The following is an 18,275-nucleotide window of genomic DNA, read 5'->3' on the forward strand; positions in this document are numbered from 1 at the left end:
TTTTGGTTCGTCATTCCGGGATGCGCCGTAGGCGCAGGCCCGGAATGACGTGCGGTTGCAGCGTGCCTCACGCCCCCGGCAAATCCAGGATGCGCTTGGCGACGATGCCGAGCATCACCTCAGTCGTGCCGCCCTCGATCGAGTTGGCCTTGGTGCGCAGCCAGGCGCGCGGGCGAGCGCCCTGCCTGGAGCGCTCGCTCTCCCATTCCAGCGCGTTGACGCCACCGGCCGACATCAGGATCTCGTGGCGGCGCTTGTTGAGCTCGGTGCCGTAATATTTCATCGCGGACGAGAACGCCGGATGCGCCTGGCCGGCCTTGGCGAGATCGACCGCGCGTTCGGCGCAAGCGGCGAGCGCGGCCTCGTCGACGTCGAAGCTCGCGATCCGGCCGCGCAGCATGGAATCGTCGAGCTTGCCTTGTGCATCGGTGCCGACGGAATCCGCCGCGATCTGGCCGAGCGGCCGGCCGACGCCGCGCTCGCCCATGCCTGATATCATCGCGCGCTCATGCTGGAGCAGATATTTTGCCACGTCCCAACCGCGGTTGACGGTGCCGACCACATGCGACTTCGGCACGCGGACACCGTCGAAGAAGGTTTCGCAGAACGGCGAATAGCCGGAGATCAAAAGGATCGGCTTGGTCGTCACACCCTTCGAGGCCATGTCGAACAGGATGAAGCTGATGCCGTCGTGCTTCTTCGCCGTGGGATCGGTGCGCACCAGGCAGAAGATCCAGTCGGCGTAATTGGCATAGGAGGTCCAGATCTTCGAGCCCGTGATGACGAAATCGTCGCCGTCGCTCTCGGCGCGGGTCTGGAGCGAGGCGAGATCGGAGCCGGCGTTCGGTTCGGAATAGCCCTGGCACCAGCGGATCAGGCCGGCCGCAATCTTCGGCAGGTGCTCCTTCTTCTGCGCCTCGTTGCCGTATTTGAGCAGCGCCGGCCCCAGCATCCAGATGCCGAAGCTCGACAGCGGCGGACGCGCGCCCATCTTCGCCATCTCGGCGCGCAGCACCTTGTGCTCGGCAGCGCTGAGGCCACCGCCGCCATATTCCCTGGGCCAATCAGGCACGGTCCAGCCCTTGTCGCGCATGCGCTCGAACCAGATGCGCTGTGGCTCGGAGGCGAATTTCGTATTGCGCCCGCCCCAGAACACGTCGGTATCAGAGGTCACGGGCTTGCGCATCTCCGGCGGGCAGTTGGCTTCCAGCCAGGCGCGCGTTTGCTCGCGGAATTGCTCAAGATCGGCGGCTTCAGATTCGCTCATGGTCGTTTCCATCAATCAAAAAGACTTGTTGGGCGCGACTCTGGGCCATCGCACCGTGGAATTCAACCACTTCCGTGGCGCGCATGCCGCGCCGCATTCGGCTATAGTCGATGGCATGGCCGCTTGAAAACAAAGAGGAAACGAGAATGCGCCTGAAACTTCTTTCGCCTGGCGAAATGAACGAGAGCCAGCGGCAGACCTATGACGAGTCGATTGCCGGCAAGCGCGGCAAGCCGCCGGCGCCGATGATGGCCTGGCTCAACAGCCCCGACATGGCCCGTCACGCCACGCGGCTCGGCGAGGTGCTGCGCTACGACACGATATTCCCCGCCAAGCTTTCGGAGATCGCGATCCTGGTGACGGCGCGGCACTGGACCGCGCATTACGAATGGTACGCGCATAAGCGCCTGGCGCTCCAGGGCGGCATGGACCCTGAGATCATTGACGCGATCCGCGACCGCCGCACGCCTGTCTTCGACGATCCCAAGGGCAAGATGATCTACGACGTCGCGAAGTCGCTGCATGAAGGCCATGGCGTCGAGAAGGGCCTCTACGATGCGGCCGTTGCGCTGCTCGGCGAGCGCGGCGTCGTCGAGGTGATCGGGCTGTGCGGCTATTACACAATGGTGTCGATGACGCTGAACACGTTCGAGTTCGAGCTGCCCGAAGGCGAGGTGCCGGAGCTCTCATAGTTTCGTATCCGGAAACGATGGGTTTCAGGACAGGCAGGTAGCACTGCCCCGGAGCCGGCCTTATCTGGAGTTGGTCAACGGAGCAGCACCATGTCGCAAAACCAAGCCGTCGCCGCCGGCACAAGGATCGGCCACGTCCACCTCAAGGTCGCCGATCTCGATCGTGCGCTCGGCTTCTATTGCGGCGTGCTTGGTTTCGAGCTGATGCAGCGGATGGGCTCGGGCGCGGCGTTCATCTCGGCCGGCGGCTATCATCACCACATCGGGCTCAACACCTGGGAAAGCAAGGGCGGCTCGCCGCCGCCGCCGGGCACAACCGGCCTCTTCCACACCGCGATCCTCTATCCGACGCGGCCCGCGCTGGCGGATGCGCTGCACCGCGTGCTCACGGCCGGCATTGCGCTCGACGGCGCCAGCGACCACGGCGTCAGCGAGGCGCTGTATCTGCGCGATCCCGACGAGAACGGCGTGGAGCTGTATTGGGACAAGCCGAAAGAGCAATGGCCGCTCGGGCCGGATGGCAAGCTTGCGATGTTCACGAAGCGGCTGGATGTCGAGGGGTTGCTGAAGCAGCGCGAGGGATAGTCTCGTAGGGTGGGCAAAGCGAAGCGTGCCCACGCATTCTCGCGATGTAGAGACAGATGGTGGGCACGGCGCTACGCGCCTTTGCCCACCCTACGAGAGCTTCGTTTGCGGTTTCCCGCGCACCATGATCAACGCCGCGGCCGCCACCTCCAGCGCAATACACAGATAGAACGGCAACGTATAACCACCGGACCAATCGCGGAGGAATCCGACCACGCCGGGGCCGAACGCGTAGGTCACCTGGTTGATCGCTGTATTCAGGCTGATCAGCACGCCGAACGAGGTGGAGTCGAATTCCTGCTGCACGATCAGCGATGGCAGCGTGATGAGATTGCCGACCGAGAAGCCGAACACCGCGCAGGCCGCGATCAGCACGTAGTCGTTGTGCACATTGATGACGACGCAAAGCGCCGCGGCCTGGCTGAGGAACGACAGTGCCGAGGCAAGCCGCTGGTTGAGGCGGTCGATCACCATCGAGAACAGCACGCGGCCGATCACCGCCATGGCGGTCAGTACCGCGACCGCCACCGCCGCGCGCTCGCGGCCGATCACGGGATCGAGGAACGAGATCAGGTGCACGATGAAGCCGACCTGCGCGAACAGCACCAGCGCAAAGGCAATCGTCACCGTGAGAAAGCCGACGTCGCGCAACGCCCATGCGCGGATCTCGGTCGACGATTGCGGCCTGGCCCTCGCCGTCGCATGCCAGCCGTGAAGATCGGGCGGCCGGCCGACGAGAAGGAGGATCACCGGCAGCAGCAGTACCAGCATGGCGCCGGCGGCGGCGTACATCGCGCTGGCAAAGCCGACATGGCCGATCAGGGTTACCAGCAGCGGCACACCGACGATGCCGCCGAAGCTGGCGCCGTTCAGCGCCAGGCTGATCGCCATGCCGCGCTTCTGGTCGAACCACAGGCTGATCGTGTTGGTGATCATGGCGAGACTCGTGCCGGCCCAGCCGAAGGCGAGCACGGCGTCGGCGAGATAGAGCTGCCAGGGCTCGCGCACCGCACCGATCGCGACCGCGGCCGCCGCCATCGCCAGCGTGCCGGCGATCAGGCAGAGCCGCGGGCCATATTTTCTGACGGCCTCGCCGACGAAGACGACGAGCAGCGCACCGAACAGATAGAAGAACGTCGTCCCCGAGGAGATCAGCGAGGCCGGCCAACCCCGCGCGCGCTGGAGCTCGGCGACATAGACGCTCTGGCCGTAGAAACCGAGCCCCCAGCCGAAGGTCGCGAGCAGGAAGCAGACCGCGACGATGCGCCAACCTTCGTAGCGAAGCGAGGATTCGTCGATGGGCGCGTCGTGCCGGGGATTGTCGAGCATTGGCGCTTTTCCTTCGCTGTCCCCGCGTCGGGACAGCTTCTCCATGACGAGCATCATGTAACGATGCGGGACCAGAAAATCACTTCGACAGCGATCGAAGTATCAACGCTGCTGACAGCCTCCCGCCAACCTATTGAGCATGATCTTTCCGCAAAAACCGCTCCGCACTTTTCCGGATCATGCGTCAGATCGCATCCGGGAACTCGCCCATCGCCGCGTCCAGCCGCGCCTTGCGGCGGCGGGCCCAGGACGCCAGCGAGAGCACGGCGAGGCCGAGCACCACCGGCGGAAACACCACCATGTTCACCGCCGACCAGCCGTAATTCGCCAGCAGCTGGCCGGAGGAGAACGAGCCGATCGCCATCATGCCGAACACCAGGAAATCGTTGAAGGCCTGCACCTTGTTGCGCTCCTGCGGACGGTGCGTCTCCAGCACCAGCGCGGAGGCGCCGATGAAGGAGAAATTCCAGCCGACACCGAGCACGATCAGCGTGGCCCAGAAGTGCATCGCGGTGAGGCCGGAGAGACCGATGCCGGCGGCCACCGCCTCCAGCAGCAGGCCGGCGGCGACGATCTTGGGCGCGCCGAAGCGGGAGATCAGCGCGCCCGTGAAGAAGCTCGGGCCGTACATGGCGACGATGTGCCATTGAATGCCGAAATTGGAATCGCTGACACTGAGGCCGCACATCTTCATGGCGAGCGGCGCCGAGGTCATCACCAAATTCATCATGGGATAGGAGATGACGCCGCACAGCGCGGCCGCGATGAAGCGCGGCTGGGTCACGATGTCGAGCAGCGGCCGGGCACCGTGCAGATCTGCCGGTGCCGGCTTCGGCATGTCGACGCCGGCGACGATGCCCATCGCGACCAGCGCCACCGCGGCCTGCACCAGGAAGCTGAAGGCGAACAGATAGGGCGACCAGACGTCCATGGTCCATTGCACGAGCTGCGGACCGAGCACGCCGGCGAACACGCCGCCGGCCATCACCCAGGACACCGCCTTGGGCCGGTAGGCGGCGCTCGCACCATCAGCCGCGGCAAAGCGATAGGATTGCGCCACCGCGCCGTAGAGGCCGCCGAGGAAGGTCGCGACGCAGAACAGTGCGAACGAGGCATGCAGGATCGCAAACGAGCCGAGCACGCCGGTGAGCGTGCCCAGACCCGTGCCAACGATAAAGGCCGCGCGGCGGCCGAAGCGGCGCGAGATCGCACCGGTCGGCAGCGTGCCGGCGGCGAGCCCCAGCACATACATCGAGATCGGCACGGTCGCGAACGACATGTCGGGCGCAAGCGTCGCGCCGACGATGGAGCCGGTGGCGAAGATCACCGCCGAGTTGGCGCCGGTCAGCGCTTGCGCCGCGGCAAGGCGCACCACATTGGCACGCACGCGGGCGTCGGCAGCGATTTCGTGGGCTGAAGTCACGTCTAACATCGGCATTTCCGCCCGAAGGGGCTCACAAGGGCCTTGTTGATTCCCGGCACTATGGAGGGGCGCGGGAGGGCGGGCAACCGGCGCAAACGGGCGCAGGCCATGCCTCTGACGCAATCGGGCGGATGATATCGGCCCGCGCGCTTGACGGCTTGCGCTCGATCAAATCCTATCCGCCGCGATCCTTGGGAGTTTCGTTCATGTCTGTCGACGACCGGCCCACGCTCAGCGCTCCCGACGACGATCCCTGGCTCTGGCTCGAGGAGATCGAAGGCAAGCAGGCGCTCGATTTCGTCGCGCGGCAGAATCAACTGACGCTCGCGGCGTTCGGGGGCGCAGCCTTCGAGCGCGACCGCGATGTCCTCGCGGCGATCTACGATCGTCCCGACAACATCCCCTATGTCAGCCGGCGCGGAGACGATCTTCACAATCTCTGGAAGGATGCCGTCAACCCGCGCGGCCTGTGGCGGCGAACCACGCTGGCGGAATTTCGCAAACCGCATCCGGCGTGGGAGATCATGCTGGACATCGACCAGCTCGCAGCACACGAAGGCGAGGACTGGCTGCTCAGCGGGATCGCCACGATGCCGGGACGCTCGCGGGCAATTCTGAGCCTGTCGCGCGGCGGCAGCGACGCCGTCACCCTGCGGGAATTCGACATCGACACCAAAAGCTTCGTCGCGGACGGTTTTACGCTGCCGGAGGCCAAGGGCGGCGTGGACTGGATCGATGCCGATACGCTGCTGCTGTCGAGCGCCCATGGCGAGGGCATGGCGACGACTTCCGGATATTCGCGGACCGTTCGCGTGTGGCGGCGCGGCCAGCCCGTCGATCAGGCGCAAACGATCCTCGAGACCACGGCCGATCACATGGCGATGTCGGGCATGGCCGACGATACGGGACCGGCGCCGCGGGTCTGGATCGTCGACCAGATCGATTTCTTCAATCATGCGATCTGGCTGCGCGATGCGGCTGGTGCAACGACGAAGCTCGATCTGCCGACCGGCATATGGATGCAGGCGCATGGCGACTGGTTCGCGATGAAGCTGCGCAAGGACTGGCAGGTCGAGGGGCGGACCTATGCCACCGACACCGTGCTCGGCATCTCGCTCTCCGCGTTCCTGGCAGGCCACCGCGATTTCGCGGTCCTGTTCGAGCCGGCGCCGCGACGCGCGTTGCAAGGCCTGTTCTGGGCGGGCGGCAGACTGGTGCTGTCGATCCTCGACGAGCTCAGGCCGCGCTTCGAGATCTGCACGCCATCAGCGAAGGGCTGGAGCCGCGAGACGCTTCCCGGCCTCCCCGAGATTGGCGTCGTCGACATCTGGCCGCTCGATCGCCATCCGTCCGAGAGCAATGGCGACCTGCTCGCCAATGTGCAGGATCCGCTCACGCCGCCGTCGCTGCTGTTGCTGGAGCGCGGCGCCGCAAGCCCGACCGTGCTGAAGCAGGCGCCGAAGACATTCACCGCGGATGGTCTCGTGGTGACGCAGCACGAGGCGATCTCGATCGACGGCGAGCGCATTCCCTATGTCCAGACGGGTCCCGCGGGCGAGACCGGCGATGCGCCGGTCTATATGAGCGCCTATGGCGGCTTCGGCCATGCGGTGAAGCCGTACTACAACCCCTCGCTCGGCAAGCTGTGGCTCGAACGCGGCGGCACGATCGTGCAGGCGAATTTGCGCGGCGGCGGCGAGTTCGGCACCCGCTGGCACGATGCCGGGCGGCTCGCCGGCAAGAAACTCTCGCACGACGATTTCGCGGCCATTGCCGCCGATCTCGTGCGACGCGGCGTGACGCAGCCAAAGCGGATCGCGGCGCAAGGCGGGTCGAACGGCGGCATCCTCATCACCAACATGCTGGTGCGCTACCCCGAGCGCTTCGGCGCGCTGTTCTGCACCATTCCGCTGATCGACATGCGCCGCTACACCAAACTGCTCGCGGGCGCGAGCTGGATCGCGGAATATGGCGACCCTGACAAGCCCGAAGAGTGGGAGTGGCTGCAGACCTACTCGGCCTATCACAACGTCAAGGCCAGCCAGTCCTATCCGCCGATCCTGATCGCCACGACACGGCGCGACGACCGCGTTCATCCCGGTCACGCGCGCAAGATGGCCGCAAAGCTGCAGGCGATGGGCTACGAGGCCTGGTTCTACGAGCCGGAAGCCGGCGGCCACGGCAAGGACAACAAGGAGCGCGCGGGATTCGAGGTGATCGGCTTCCGATTCTTGAAGGACAGGATCGGGTGGAAGGACGGGGAGGCGTAGTCGAAGCGTCGTCTACGCGGATGTAGCTTTACGACGTGAGGCGGGCGCCGCTCGCTCATTCCCTCCCCTCTTGCGGGGGAGGGGCAGGGAGAGGGGGCCACACGGGGACTCTCTCGATTTGCGCGCGCGGCAGGTCGTAGATGGATAGACCGTTTCCTGGGCTACCCCTCTTCCCCGCCCTCCCCCACAAGGGGGGAGGGAGCGCACCTTCTGCATCGCTAGCGCGAAAACACCAGCGTCAGATTGTTCGCCGGCATCTCGATCGTATCGACCAAGCTTAGCCCGGCTCCGCGTGCGAGCGTCTCGACGTCGCTGATATCACGCACGCCCCATTCGGGATTGCCTTCGCGCAACGAGGTGTCGAACACGGCATTGCTGAGCGCGGTGTGCTTGCCGTCGCGCTTGAACGGGCCGTAGAGGAACAGCTTGCCGTCGGCCCGCAAGTAACGGCCGGCGCCGGTGAACAGGCCCTCGGCCACGCTCCATGGCGCGATGTGGATCACGTTAGCGCAGAACAAGGCGGCCAGACTCGTCGGGCCCTGCCCGCTTCGCATCTCCGGACACCAGTCGGGGTCGGTGAGATCGATCCGCAGCGGTGAGCGGATGTTTTGCAGGCCCGAATGGACGCGCCAAGCCTCGATGCTCTTGAGGTGGCGCTGGTTGAGATCGCTCGGCCACCAGGTCAGGCCGGGCGTGCGCTGGGCGAAATGGACCACGTGCTGGCCGGTTCCGCTGCCGAGCTCGACGACGTTGCCGGTCAGGCCTGCGAGATCCTTTTCCAGCGCCGCCCAGAGCGGCTCGTGATTGCGATGAAATGCCGGTGCATCGAGCCGCCCATCCGACTCGACCCGTCCGCCGTCCCTGCCAAATTCGACGACATATTCAGCCAATTGAGGTCCCCTTGAAAAAACGAGAACGGGAAAAAAATACGATGGGCGCTCAAACGCCCCGAAAACAGCCGGCCAGCGCTCCTGGCCCGAATCCGCCCAACAACTAGTCTCTTTAGTTGCAATGCGGAAGATATTAACTCCATTTTGCCGCGCGCATAGTCTTGATTGTCAGATGATCCCCTTTGTGCTTTGGAACACTATATTTCCACGAACGAGATCATCGACATAACGCCTCGGAATGACGCCTTGACCGCCTTTCCACGGACGCCCGTCCTTTACGTCCTGCTGGCGATCGCCGCCGGCCTTGCCGCAGGCCCGGTGCGGGCGCAATCCGCCGTGGCCGATGGCCAGAAGCTCGCCTTCGACCGCGGCAAGGGCAATTGCCTGACCTGCCACGTCATCAAGGGCGGCGACCTGCCCGGAACGATCGGGCCGGAGCTGAAGGACATCAAATCAAAATACCCTGATCGCAACGAGCTGGTCGCGATCATCTTCGACGAGACCAAGCGCAATCCGCAGACCATGATGCCGCCGTTCGGCCGGAACCGGATTTTGACCGAGCAGGAGATCAGCGCCATCGTTGATTTCCTCCAGACCCTGTGACTTCAGGCACGCCAAGAGACCGTCGAGGAGATTTGAGATGACCATCACCACCGGCCCTCATCCGACGCGGCGCCTGATCCTTCAGGGCGTAGCCGGCGTCGCGCTGCTCGGCCTCGGCAACCTGCCGTTCGCGCCCGCGCGTGCAGCGGCCAACGACAAATATCCGGAAGAAGCATTCAAACAGAAGAGCGAGGCGGACGCGATCAAGGCGCTCTACGGCAAGACCGCCGAGCCGTCCGACAAGGTCAAGCTCGACGCACCCGAGATCGCCGAGAACGGCGGCGTAGTGCCGATCTCGGTGACGACGACGCTCGACAAGGTCACCTCGATCTCGTTCTTCGTGGCCGAGAATCCGAGCGCGCTCGCGGCAAGCTACAAAATTCCCGATGGCACGATCCCTGCTGTCGCCAACCGCCTGAAGATGGCCAAGACCACCAACGTGACCGCGATCGTGGAGGCCGACGGCAAGCTCTATAGCGCGACCAAGGAAGTCAAAGTCACAGTCGGCGGCTGCGGCGGTTAGGAGAATTTAGATGGCATCCAGCATCCGCGTCCGCGCCACGGCCAACGGCGACATCACCGAGGTGCAGGCGCTGATCCAGCACCCCATGGACACCGGCCTGGTCAAGGACGCCAAGGGCGAGGTGATTCCGGCGCACTTCATCCAGCGGCTGAAGTTCGAATGTAACGGCAAGGATGTCTTCGTCGCCGATTGGGGCACCGCGGTCTCCAAGGACCCCTACGTCAAGTTCAGCTTCAAGGGCGCCAAGAAGGGCGACGACCTCAAGGTCTCCTGGACCGACAACAAGGGCGGGTCGGACACGACCACCGCGAAGATTTCGTAATGAATGCCCGCTTCTTTCTCCTTGGTTCGTTGAGCGCCGCGCTGGTCGCGTTCGCCCTCACCTCTCCGCGCGTGATCGCGGCCGACAAGGTCGATCCCGTTGCCGATGCGAAAGCGTTCCAGAACTTCTTCTTCCAGAAGTTTCCGACCGTGAAGCACGAGGATTTCGTCAACGGTCCTTATTCGATGAACGAGGACATGAAGCGGCAGTGGCAGGAGAAGGAGGAATTCCCGCCCTACGAGTTCGCGCTCGACGCCGGCAAGGAGATGTTCGCGACCCCGTTCAGGAACGGCAAGACCTATGCCGACTGCTTCCCGAACGGCGGCATCGGCATCCGCCAGAACTATCCTTACTTCGACACTGGGGAAGGCAAGGTCGTCACGCTGGAGCTCGCGCTCAACCGCTGCCGCGAGGCCAATGGCGAGGCGCCCTATTCCTACGTCAAGGACGAGATGGCTTCGCTCACCGCCTACATGGCGTTCACCTCGCGCGGCAAGCCGATGGACATCAAGATCCCCGACGACCCGCGCGCGCTCGCCGCGTACGAGAACGGCAAGCGCTATTTCTACACGCGCCGCGGCCAGATGAATTTCTCCTGCGCGAGCTGCCATGTGCAGAGCCCGGGCGAGCGCATCCGCGCCGAGATCCTGGCGCCGGCGCTCGGCATTCTGAACGCGATGCCGATCTACCGCTCGGAATGGAGCGGCATGGGCACCACCAGCCGCCGCTTCGTCACCTGCAACAGCCAGACCCGCGCGGTTCCGCTGGAGCCGCAGGCCGATGAATATCGCGACGTCGAATATTTCCTGTCCTACGTCGCCAACGGCCTGCCGATTTCAGGGCCGGGAGCGCGGCCATGAAGCTGTCACTTCCTCTCGCCATGTTGCTTGCCTTGAGCCTCGCGCCGGCAGCGCGCGCGGCAAACGAGGCGGACTACAAGGCGGCCTATGCCGCTGCGGAGGCCGCCTCCAGGGAGGCAGCCGGCATGCGCAACCAGTGGACCGTGACCGTATCAGCGCTGGCGGCAGCCAAGAAGGCGGCCGACGGCGGCGATTTCGACCGCGCGGTTGCCGCTGCGAAGGAGGCCGAGGCGCTGGCGAAGGCCTCGATCTTCCAGGCGACGTCGGAAAAAGAGGCGTGGAAGGCGATGGAAATCCGCTAGACTAAAAATCTCGTGGAACCGTCGAATTGCCGTTGAGAGGCGCGGAGAATTTCTGGATGGCCATCCGCCGCCGCGATTTCCTGAAGAGCACCGCTGCTGTCGCCACATCGCTCAGCCTGCCGCGGCTCGCGCGCGGCGCCGAGACCGCGAGCATTTACGACCTCGAACGGTTCGGCAATGCGCGCATCCTGCACACCACCGACACGCACGCGCAGCTCAACCCGGTCTATGTCCGCGAGCCCAGCGTCAATATCGGCATCGGCGAGATGGCAGGACGGCCGCCGCATCTGGTTGGCCGCGCTTTCCTCGAACGGTTCGGGATCCGGCCCGACAGCGCCGATGCCTATGCCTTCAGCTGCTTCGAGTTCGAGAAGTCCGCGGGCCGCTTCGGAAAGCTCGGCGGGTTCGCCCATCTGAAGACGCTGGTCGACCGTTCGCGCGGCGATGCCGGCGAAAAGCGCTCCGTGCTCGTCGACGGCGGCGACCTCTGGCAGGGCACCGGGCTTGCCAACATCATGCAGGGCCGCGACATGGTCGAGGTCGCCAACCTGCTCGGTATCGAGGCGATGACCGGGCATTGGGAATTCACCTATGGCGAGCAGGTGTTGCGTGAGAATCTCGAGCGCTTCAAGGGCGAGTTTCTGGCGCAGAACGTGTTCCTGACCGAGGAGGCCGCGTTCAACGACGCTCCCGCTTTCGACAAGGCGAGCGGGCGCGTGTTCAAGCCTTCGATGATCAAGGAGCTCGGCGGCCATCGCGTTGCGATCATCGGCCAGGCCTTCCCCTATGTGCCGATCGCGCATCCCAAGCGGTTCACGCCGGACTGGACTTTTGGCATCCGCGAGGAGGAGTTGCAGAAACATGTCGATGCCTTGCGCGGCACTGAGAAGGTCGATGCGGTCATCCTGCTGTCGCACAACGGCATGGACGTCGATCTCAAGCTCGCGAGCCGCGTCACCGGCATCGACGTCATCCTCGGCGGCCATACCCATGATGCGATCCCGCAGCCCATCGCGGTGAAGAACGCGAGCGGTACGACGCTCGTCACCAATGCCGGCTCCAACGGGAAATTTCTGGGTGTCCTCGATCTCGCGCTCGACAAGGGCAAGGTCGGCGATGTCAGGTATCACCTGCTGCCGGTCTATTCCGAGCTGCTGAAGCCCGACCCTGGCATGGCCGAGCTGATCGGCCGGGTGCGCGCGCCGCACGTCACCGACTGGTCTGAGAAGATCGCAACGCCCGACCGCCTGCTGTATCGCCGCGACAATTTCGCCGGCCCCGTCGACGAGCTGATCTGCACCGCGCTGCGCAGCGAACTCGATGCCGAGATCGCGCTGTCGCCGGGCTTCCGCTGGGGCGTCACCGCACTGTCCGGCCAGCCGCTGACCATGGAGGATGTGCTCGCGGAAACCGCGATCACCTATCCCGAGACCTATGTGCAGGAGATGACCGGCGCCCAGATCAAGGAGGTGCTGGAAGACATCTGCGACAACCTCTTCAATCCCGACCCCTATTACCAGCAGGGCGGCGACATGGTGCGCGCCGGCGGGCTCAGCTACACCTGCACGCCGACGGCTGCGATCGGCAGCCGCATCTCCGAGCTGAAGCTCAATGGCGGCAAGGCGCTCAGCGCGAGCCACCGCTACAAGGTCGCGGGCTGGGCCTCGGTCAACGGGCAGCAGGGCGCGCCGGTGTGGGATGTCGTCGCCAAATATCTGCGCTCGGGCCGGATGTTTCAGGAGCGGCTCGGCTCCGGCGTGACGCTGAAGGGCGTCGAGGGCAATCCTGGCATTGCAGGACAGGGATGATGCGGTGGCAAACCTGTCGCGCGATGCTGCTGGCGGCGCTCGCCTTCGCCGCCACGCCATGGGCCTCGGCACAGCAGGTGCCGCTCCAGGACAAGCCGTTCGCCGAGCACAAGATCGTGCTTCAGCTCTCCGACGGCGATGTGAAGAAGCAGGCGCTGGTGCTGAGCGTCGCCAACAATCTCCTGAAGGCCTACGATCCGGACAAGGTCGCGATCGAGGTGGTGGCGTTCGGCCCCGGCATTGATCTCCTGTCCACCGGCAGCGAGCGGCGCAAGCAGGTCGAAAGCCTGATCGCGCAGGGCGTGCGCTTCGATATCTGCCTCAACACGGTCGACACGATCGAACGGGAGACCGGAAAACGGCCTGAGTTCATCCCCGCTGCGACGCCGGTGCAGGTCGGGGTCGGGCAGATCCTGTTCCTGGCGGAGAACGGGTACACGGTGGTGCGGCCGTAGGGGCGCTGGCGCGCCTCATCCACCGCTGTCATTCCCCGCGAAAGCGGGGAATCCAGTACGCCGCGGCTTCTCCGTACCTCTCGGCGCCTCTGGAATACTGGATCGCCCGCTTTCGCGGGCGATGACAGCGAGCATGTGGCGGGCACCTCAGCCCCACCCCCCCCGCAATAAGAATCTTCTAAATTTTACTCTCCACACAGTGAATTGCTTCTCTTTCCGACCCACGGCGTAGTAGAATCTTGGGAACCAGTTCCACCCCGGGTCTTGCCATGATCTTTCGCCAGCTCTTCGACAGCGTTTCGGGCACCTACAGCTATGTCCTCGCCAGCCGCCCCGGCGGCGAGGCACTGATCCTCGATCCCGTGCTGGAAAAGGTCGACCGCTACTGCCAACTGTTGCGCGAGCTCGACCTCAAGCTGGTGAAAGCCGTCGACACCCATCTCCATGCCGACCACGTCACCGGGCTCGGCGAGCTCCGCGACCGCACCCATTGCATGACCGTGATGGGCGACCAGACCAAGGCCGACGTGGTGGCGATGCGGGTTGCCGACGGCGACAAGGTGACGATCGAGGGCCTGTCGCTCGACGTGATGTACACGCCCGGCCACACCGACGATTCCTACTCCTATCTGATGGGTGACCGCGTCTTCACCGGCGACACGCTTCTGATCCGCGGCACCGGCCGCACCGATTTCCAGAACGGCTCGTCGCGCGCGCAATACGAGTCGATCTTCAACCGCCTGCTCAAGCTGCCGGACGAGACGATGGTGTTCCCGGCGCATGACTACAAGGGCGACACCGTCTCCACCATCGGCGAGGAGAAGCGCTACAATCCGCGGCTCCAGGTGCGTTCGGTCGACGAATATATCGAGCTGATGGCGAACCTGAAGCTGCCCAATCCGAAGATGATGGACGTCGCGGTGCCCGCCAACATGCATGTCGGCCTGCATCAGGAGGAGCTGGAGAAAGAGGGCCGCGCAGTCAGCGCCGTCGAGGCGATCCGCATCCTCGGCCGTCCCGACATCCTGCTGGTCGATCTGCGCGAGACCAATGAGCGGATAAAGCACGGCATGCTCGAAGGCGCGCTGCATACGCCCTATCCGTCCGTTGAAGACAGCCTGAAGCCCGGCGGCATGCTGCGCGAGGTCGCGGCCGCCACCGGCCGCCGCGTCGTGTTCTTCTGCGCGTTCGGCGAACGCTCGGCGATGGCTGTCGCCGCCGCCAAGGAAGCCGGCCTTTCCAACACCGCCCACATCGCCGGCGGCATCGATGCCTGGAAGAAGGCCGGCGGGCCTGTGGTGCACTGACGCCCCCCTTCTTGCGGTAAGTCAGGAACCGCACATATTTTGGGGGTAGAAGCGGATGACGCATCACCATCCGGGATCACCCATGGCCAAGATTGGCAAGCCGGGCAAGCCGCCCAAAGTCGCCGATAACAAGCAAGCGGACGACAAGGCGAAGAAGCCCCTGCCTCCGCTCGACGACGACGACGATTGCGACGACGGCGATATCGCGACGCCGAAACGCGACCGCTACGGTTCGGATGACGAGCCGTTGTGAGTGTGTGAGCTTGCCGCACGAACGGTGCGTTCCCTCCCCCCTTGCGGGGGAGGGAGCGCAGCGTGGCCCACTGTACCGTCGAGCAAGCATCGCGATCATAACGCCCCCACCCGCGCTACCTGCCATGCGCCCGCGTTCATGGACAAATAACGGCTCTCCCCGATAGTTTGCGCGTCCCCCTTTAGGACGTGAAACGGAACTGCAATGGTCGACGTTCTCGCCGCACCGCAACAAGGCAAGGCGGACAGCGCGCTGCGCACGCTGACCGGGATTTCGATCGCGCATTGGGTCAGCCATTTCCATCTGCTGGTCCTGCCGATGCTGTTTCCGTTCCTGAAAAGCCAGCTCGGCGTCGGCTATATCGAGCTCGGCTTCGCGCTCACCGTCTCAGCGGTCGTATCCGGCCTGACGCAGGCGCCGACCGGCTATCTCGTCGACCATTTTGGCGCGCGCAAGATCCTGCTGGCCGGGCTCACGCTCGGCGGCTTCGCGCTCATCCTGCTCGGCCTGCATCTCAGCTATGCCTCGCTGATTGCCTGCGCGGTGCTGCTGGGTCTTGCCAACAGCGTCTACCACCCCGCCGACTACGCCATCCTGGCCGAGCACATGGATGAGGCGCGGATGGGCCGCGCCTTCTCGGTCCACACCTTTGCCGGCTATCTCGGCGGCGCGGTGGCGCCGGCGATCGTCGCGGCGCTCGTCACCGTCTCCGGCGGCACCGGCGCGCTGATCGCGTCGGGCGCGATCGCCGTGCTGGTGGCCCTGTTGCTGGTCGTCATGAACATTCCCGATGCCGGCGCGCACAAGACCAAGCCGGGCAACGAAAACGCGCCGAAGCAGGCCGTGATCACGCCGGCGCTGATCACGCTCACCGCGCTGTTCATGCTGCTCAGCCTGTCGGTCGCCGGCATCAACAATTTCGGCGTGGTGGCGCTGATGAGCGGCTACGGCGCGTCCTACTCCGCCGCCAACGTCGCGCTCACCGCGTTCCTCGCCGCCAGCGCCGCAGGCGTGCTCGCCGGCGGCTTCCTCGCCGACCACACCGCGCGCCACGGCTATGTCGCCGCGGCCTGCTTTGCCGCGAACGCAGCGATCGTGCTGCTGATCGCGCTGGTCACGCTGCCCGGCTGGATGCTGACGGCCGCGATGATGATGGCGGGCTTTCTCTCCGGCGTGATCGCGCCGTCGCGGGACATGCTGGTGCGCAATGCCGCGCCTCCGGGTGCGGCGGGCCGCGCCTTCGGTATCGTCTCCACCGGCTTCAATCTCGGCGGCATCGTCAGCCCGCTGCTGTTCGGCTGGATCATGGACCAGAGCGCGCCACACTGGGTGTTCGGAGCGTCCGTGATCTTCATGGTGGCAACCGTGGTGCTGTCACCGTTCACTGAGCGGAAGGCTGCCAAGGCTGCCACGCAACCCTGAGCGCACTTCCCCGCGGTTGACACTTCGCTTGCGCGCCCGAAAATGCGCTCAAGCAAAACAACCCAAGCAAATAGCCAACGGGAAGAAACACCATGAGCACCCCTGATCTCGTGATCCGCGGCGGCACCGTCGCGGATGGAAGCGGCGGCGAATTGTTCGAGGCCGATGTCGCCATCAGCGCCGGCAAGATCACCGAGGTCGGCAAGGTCGCAGGCAAAGGCAACGAAGAGATCGACGCGCGCGGCAAGCTCGTCACGCCGGGCTTCGTCGACGTCCACACCCATTATGACGGCCAGGTCACCTGGAGCCAGGACATCACGCCGTCGTCGCAGAACGGCGTCACCACCGCGATCATGGGCAATTGCGGCGTCGGCTTCGCGCCGTGCAAGCCTGCCGACCACACCCGCCTGATCCAGCTCATGGAGGGCGTCGAGGATATTCCCGAGCCGGTGCTGAGCGCCGGCATTCCCTGGGCGTGGGAGAGCTTTCCGGACTACATGAACTGGCTGTCGAAGCGCGATTTCGACATCGATGTCGGCGCGCAGCTGCCGCATGCGGCGCTGCGCGTCTATGTCATGGGCGAGCGCGGCGCGCGCCGCGATCCCTCGACGGCGGAGGACAACGCCGCGATGGCGAGACTCGCGGGCGAAGCGGTGCGCTCCGGCGCGCTCGGTTTCTCGACCTCGCGCACGCTCAACCACCGCACTTCGACCGGCGATTTCACGCCGACGCTGAAAGCCGGCGAGGACGAGCTCACCGCCATTGCCGGCGCGATGCATCGCGAGGGCCGCAGCGTGCTGCAATTCGTGCTGGATCTCTCCACCCTCCACGAAGATTTGCCGATGATGCTGCGGGTGGCGGATGCCACAAAGTGCCCGATCTCGTTCTCGATCACGCAGAACGACAAGGCGCCAAACCGCTGGCGCCAGACGCTGGACGAGATCAATGCGGCGGCGAAGCGCGGCCTTTCCATCACCGCGCAGATCGCGGCGCGTCCGGTCGGCCTGCTGCTTGGGCTCGAGCTGTCGCGCAATCCGTTCCAGACCCATCCGAGCTACAAGGCCATCGCGCATCTGCCGCTGAAGGAGCGGCTGGCGCGGCTGCATCAGAGCGACGTGCGCAAGGCCATTTTGAGCGAGACGGCGACCGCGACCGACGATCCGCTGTTCTTCCGGCCCAACTACGACAAGATGTTCCTGCTCGGCGATCCCCCCGATTACGAGCAGCCGCCGGAGAACGCGCTGGGGCCGCAGGCGCGCAAGCAGGGCCGCCAGCCGGAAGAGCTCGCCTACGATGCGATGCTGTCGGATGAGGGCAAGGGCATGCTCTACGTGCCGTTCCTCAATTATGCCGACGGCAATCTCGACGCGACGCGCGAGATGCTGATCGATCCGCAATCGGTGCCGGGCCTCTCCGACGGCGGCGCGCATTGCGGCATCATCTGCGACGCCAGCTTCCCGACCTATCTGCTGACGCACTGGACGCGCGACCGCACGCGCGGCGAGAAGCTTACGATTCCCTTCGTGGTCGCCGCGCAGTCGCGCAAGACCGCGCTCTCGGTCGGCCTCACCGATCGCGGGCTTGTCGCTCCCGGCTACAAGGCCGATGTCAACGTGATCGACTACGACCGGCTGCATCTGCATCCGCCGAAGGTGCATTACGATCTGCCGGTCGGTGGGCGGCGGCTGTTGCAGGATGTCGACGGCTATGACGCGACGATCGTGTCGGGCGTGGTAACGCGGCGGCACGGTGAGGCCACGGGACGCCGGCCGGGCAAGTTGGTCCGGGGTGCGCAGGGGGTGAATTAGGCGAGGCTGCCGCTTACCCTCCCCTGGAGGGGGAGGGTCGCTACGCATGTAGCGAAGCGGAATGCGTAGCGGGGTGGGGTGACGGTCTCTCCACATCCAACAGTGCCCGAGCGGAGGGATCACCCCACCCCGCTCGCGCTTCGCGCGATCGACCCT

Annotated in this window: 19 protein-coding genes; 15 read left to right on the forward strand and 4 right to left on the reverse strand. The window is 65.1% G+C overall.

What is annotated here, in order from left to right:
- Positions 1-67: 67 nt before the first annotated feature.
- On the reverse strand, positions 68-1,267 hold the full coding sequence (locus tag AC5ZFO_RS14635; RefSeq protein ID WP_282522453.1) for an acyl-CoA dehydrogenase family protein: 1,200 nt from the start codon (positions 1,265-1,267) through the stop codon (positions 68-70).
- Between AC5ZFO_RS14635 and AC5ZFO_RS14640 the strand changes: the two genes are divergently transcribed.
- The 3 genes from AC5ZFO_RS14640 to AC5ZFO_RS14650 all read left to right on the forward strand — a co-directional run bounded on the left by AC5ZFO_RS14640 (position 1,266) and on the right by AC5ZFO_RS14650 (position 2,544).
- Positions 1,266-1,394 carry a hypothetical protein gene (locus AC5ZFO_RS14640; RefSeq protein WP_282522454.1) on the forward strand — a complete coding sequence of 43 codons (129 nt, stop codon included), beginning with the start codon at positions 1,266-1,268 and terminating at the stop codon, positions 1,392-1,394. The genes AC5ZFO_RS14635 and AC5ZFO_RS14640 overlap by 2 nt on opposite strands.
- Positions 1,395-1,413: 19 nt before the next feature.
- Entirely contained in the window at positions 1,414-1,959 is a 546-nt protein-coding gene (locus AC5ZFO_RS14645; RefSeq protein WP_282522455.1) for a carboxymuconolactone decarboxylase family protein, read from the forward strand.
- A gap of 90 nt (positions 1,960-2,049) precedes the next feature.
- Positions 2,050-2,544: a VOC family protein gene (locus AC5ZFO_RS14650; RefSeq protein WP_282522456.1), complete on the forward strand. Its 495-nt coding sequence runs from the start codon at positions 2,050-2,052 to the stop codon at positions 2,542-2,544.
- Between the two features lie 90 nt (positions 2,545-2,634).
- On the opposite strand, the gene AC5ZFO_RS14655 is transcribed toward AC5ZFO_RS14650, so the two are convergent.
- Positions 2,635-3,873, reverse strand: coding sequence for an MFS transporter (locus tag AC5ZFO_RS14655; RefSeq protein WP_282522457.1), 1,239 nt, complete (start codon positions 3,871-3,873; stop codon positions 2,635-2,637).
- 184 nt (positions 3,874-4,057) lie between these two features.
- Positions 4,058-5,305: an MFS transporter gene (locus AC5ZFO_RS14660; RefSeq protein WP_496122191.1), complete on the reverse strand. Its 1,248-nt coding sequence runs from the start codon at positions 5,303-5,305 to the stop codon at positions 4,058-4,060.
- A 197-nt stretch (positions 5,306-5,502) separates the two neighbouring features.
- Here AC5ZFO_RS14660 and AC5ZFO_RS14665 point away from each other — a divergent pair, with 197 nt between their 5' ends.
- Positions 5,503-7,566: a prolyl oligopeptidase family serine peptidase gene (locus tag AC5ZFO_RS14665; RefSeq protein WP_496122192.1), complete on the forward strand. Its 2,064-nt coding sequence runs from the start codon at positions 5,503-5,505 to the stop codon at positions 7,564-7,566.
- A gap of 218 nt (positions 7,567-7,784) precedes the next feature.
- Here AC5ZFO_RS14665 and AC5ZFO_RS14670 read toward each other — a convergent pair whose 3' ends face one another.
- Complete coding sequence (locus tag AC5ZFO_RS14670) at positions 7,785-8,456, reverse strand: DUF938 domain-containing protein (RefSeq protein WP_282522460.1); 672 nt, start codon at positions 8,454-8,456, stop codon at positions 7,785-7,787.
- Positions 8,457-8,702: 246 nt separating this feature from the next.
- Between AC5ZFO_RS14670 and soxX the strand changes: the two genes are divergently transcribed.
- The 11 genes from soxX to AC5ZFO_RS14725 all read left to right on the forward strand — a co-directional run bounded on the left by soxX (position 8,703) and on the right by AC5ZFO_RS14725 (position 18,119).
- Entirely contained in the window at positions 8,703-9,059 is a 357-nt protein-coding gene (soxX, locus tag AC5ZFO_RS14675) for a sulfur oxidation c-type cytochrome SoxX (protein WP_028155216.1), read from the forward strand.
- A gap of 37 nt (positions 9,060-9,096) precedes the next feature.
- Complete coding sequence (soxY, locus tag AC5ZFO_RS14680) at positions 9,097-9,582, forward strand: thiosulfate oxidation carrier protein SoxY (RefSeq protein WP_282522461.1); 486 nt, start codon at positions 9,097-9,099, stop codon at positions 9,580-9,582.
- A 10-nt stretch (positions 9,583-9,592) separates the two neighbouring features.
- Positions 9,593-9,904: a thiosulfate oxidation carrier complex protein SoxZ gene (gene soxZ, locus AC5ZFO_RS14685; protein ID WP_039154842.1), complete on the forward strand. Its 312-nt coding sequence runs from the start codon at positions 9,593-9,595 to the stop codon at positions 9,902-9,904.
- Positions 9,904-10,764: a sulfur oxidation c-type cytochrome SoxA gene (gene soxA / locus AC5ZFO_RS14690; protein ID WP_166070898.1), complete on the forward strand. Its 861-nt coding sequence runs from the start codon at positions 9,904-9,906 to the stop codon at positions 10,762-10,764. Before soxZ ends, soxA begins: the two co-directional genes overlap by 1 nt.
- Positions 10,761-11,066 (forward strand): hypothetical protein, encoded by a 306-nt coding sequence (locus AC5ZFO_RS14695; RefSeq protein WP_282522462.1) that lies wholly within the window; start codon positions 10,761-10,763, stop codon positions 11,064-11,066. The genes soxA and AC5ZFO_RS14695 overlap by 4 nt, the downstream gene beginning before the upstream one ends.
- Positions 11,067-11,122: 56 nt before the next feature.
- Positions 11,123-12,874, forward strand: a complete 1,752-nt coding sequence (gene soxB / locus AC5ZFO_RS14700) for a thiosulfohydrolase SoxB (RefSeq protein ID WP_496122193.1) — start codon at positions 11,123-11,125, stop codon at positions 12,872-12,874.
- Positions 12,871-13,329, forward strand: a complete 459-nt coding sequence (locus AC5ZFO_RS14705) for a DsrE family protein (RefSeq protein WP_282522464.1) — start codon at positions 12,871-12,873, stop codon at positions 13,327-13,329. Before soxB ends, AC5ZFO_RS14705 begins: the two co-directional genes overlap by 4 nt.
- 269 nt (positions 13,330-13,598) lie before the next feature.
- Positions 13,599-14,636 (forward strand): MBL fold metallo-hydrolase, encoded by a 1,038-nt coding sequence (locus tag AC5ZFO_RS14710; RefSeq protein WP_282522465.1) that lies wholly within the window; start codon positions 13,599-13,601, stop codon positions 14,634-14,636.
- An 82-nt stretch (positions 14,637-14,718) separates the two neighbouring features.
- Complete coding sequence (locus tag AC5ZFO_RS14715) at positions 14,719-14,889, forward strand: hypothetical protein (RefSeq protein WP_282522466.1); 171 nt, start codon at positions 14,719-14,721, stop codon at positions 14,887-14,889.
- A gap of 204 nt (positions 14,890-15,093) precedes the next feature.
- Positions 15,094-16,311 carry an MFS transporter gene (locus AC5ZFO_RS14720; RefSeq protein ID WP_282522467.1) on the forward strand — a complete coding sequence of 406 codons (1,218 nt, stop codon included), beginning with the start codon at positions 15,094-15,096 and terminating at the stop codon, positions 16,309-16,311.
- A gap of 92 nt (positions 16,312-16,403) precedes the next feature.
- Positions 16,404-18,119 (forward strand): N-acyl-D-amino-acid deacylase family protein, encoded by a 1,716-nt coding sequence (locus tag AC5ZFO_RS14725; protein ID WP_282522468.1) that lies wholly within the window; start codon positions 16,404-16,406, stop codon positions 18,117-18,119.
- Positions 18,120-18,275 lie beyond the last annotated feature (156 nt).

The sequence above is a fragment of the Bradyrhizobium sp. Unk1 genome (assembly GCF_059512345.1).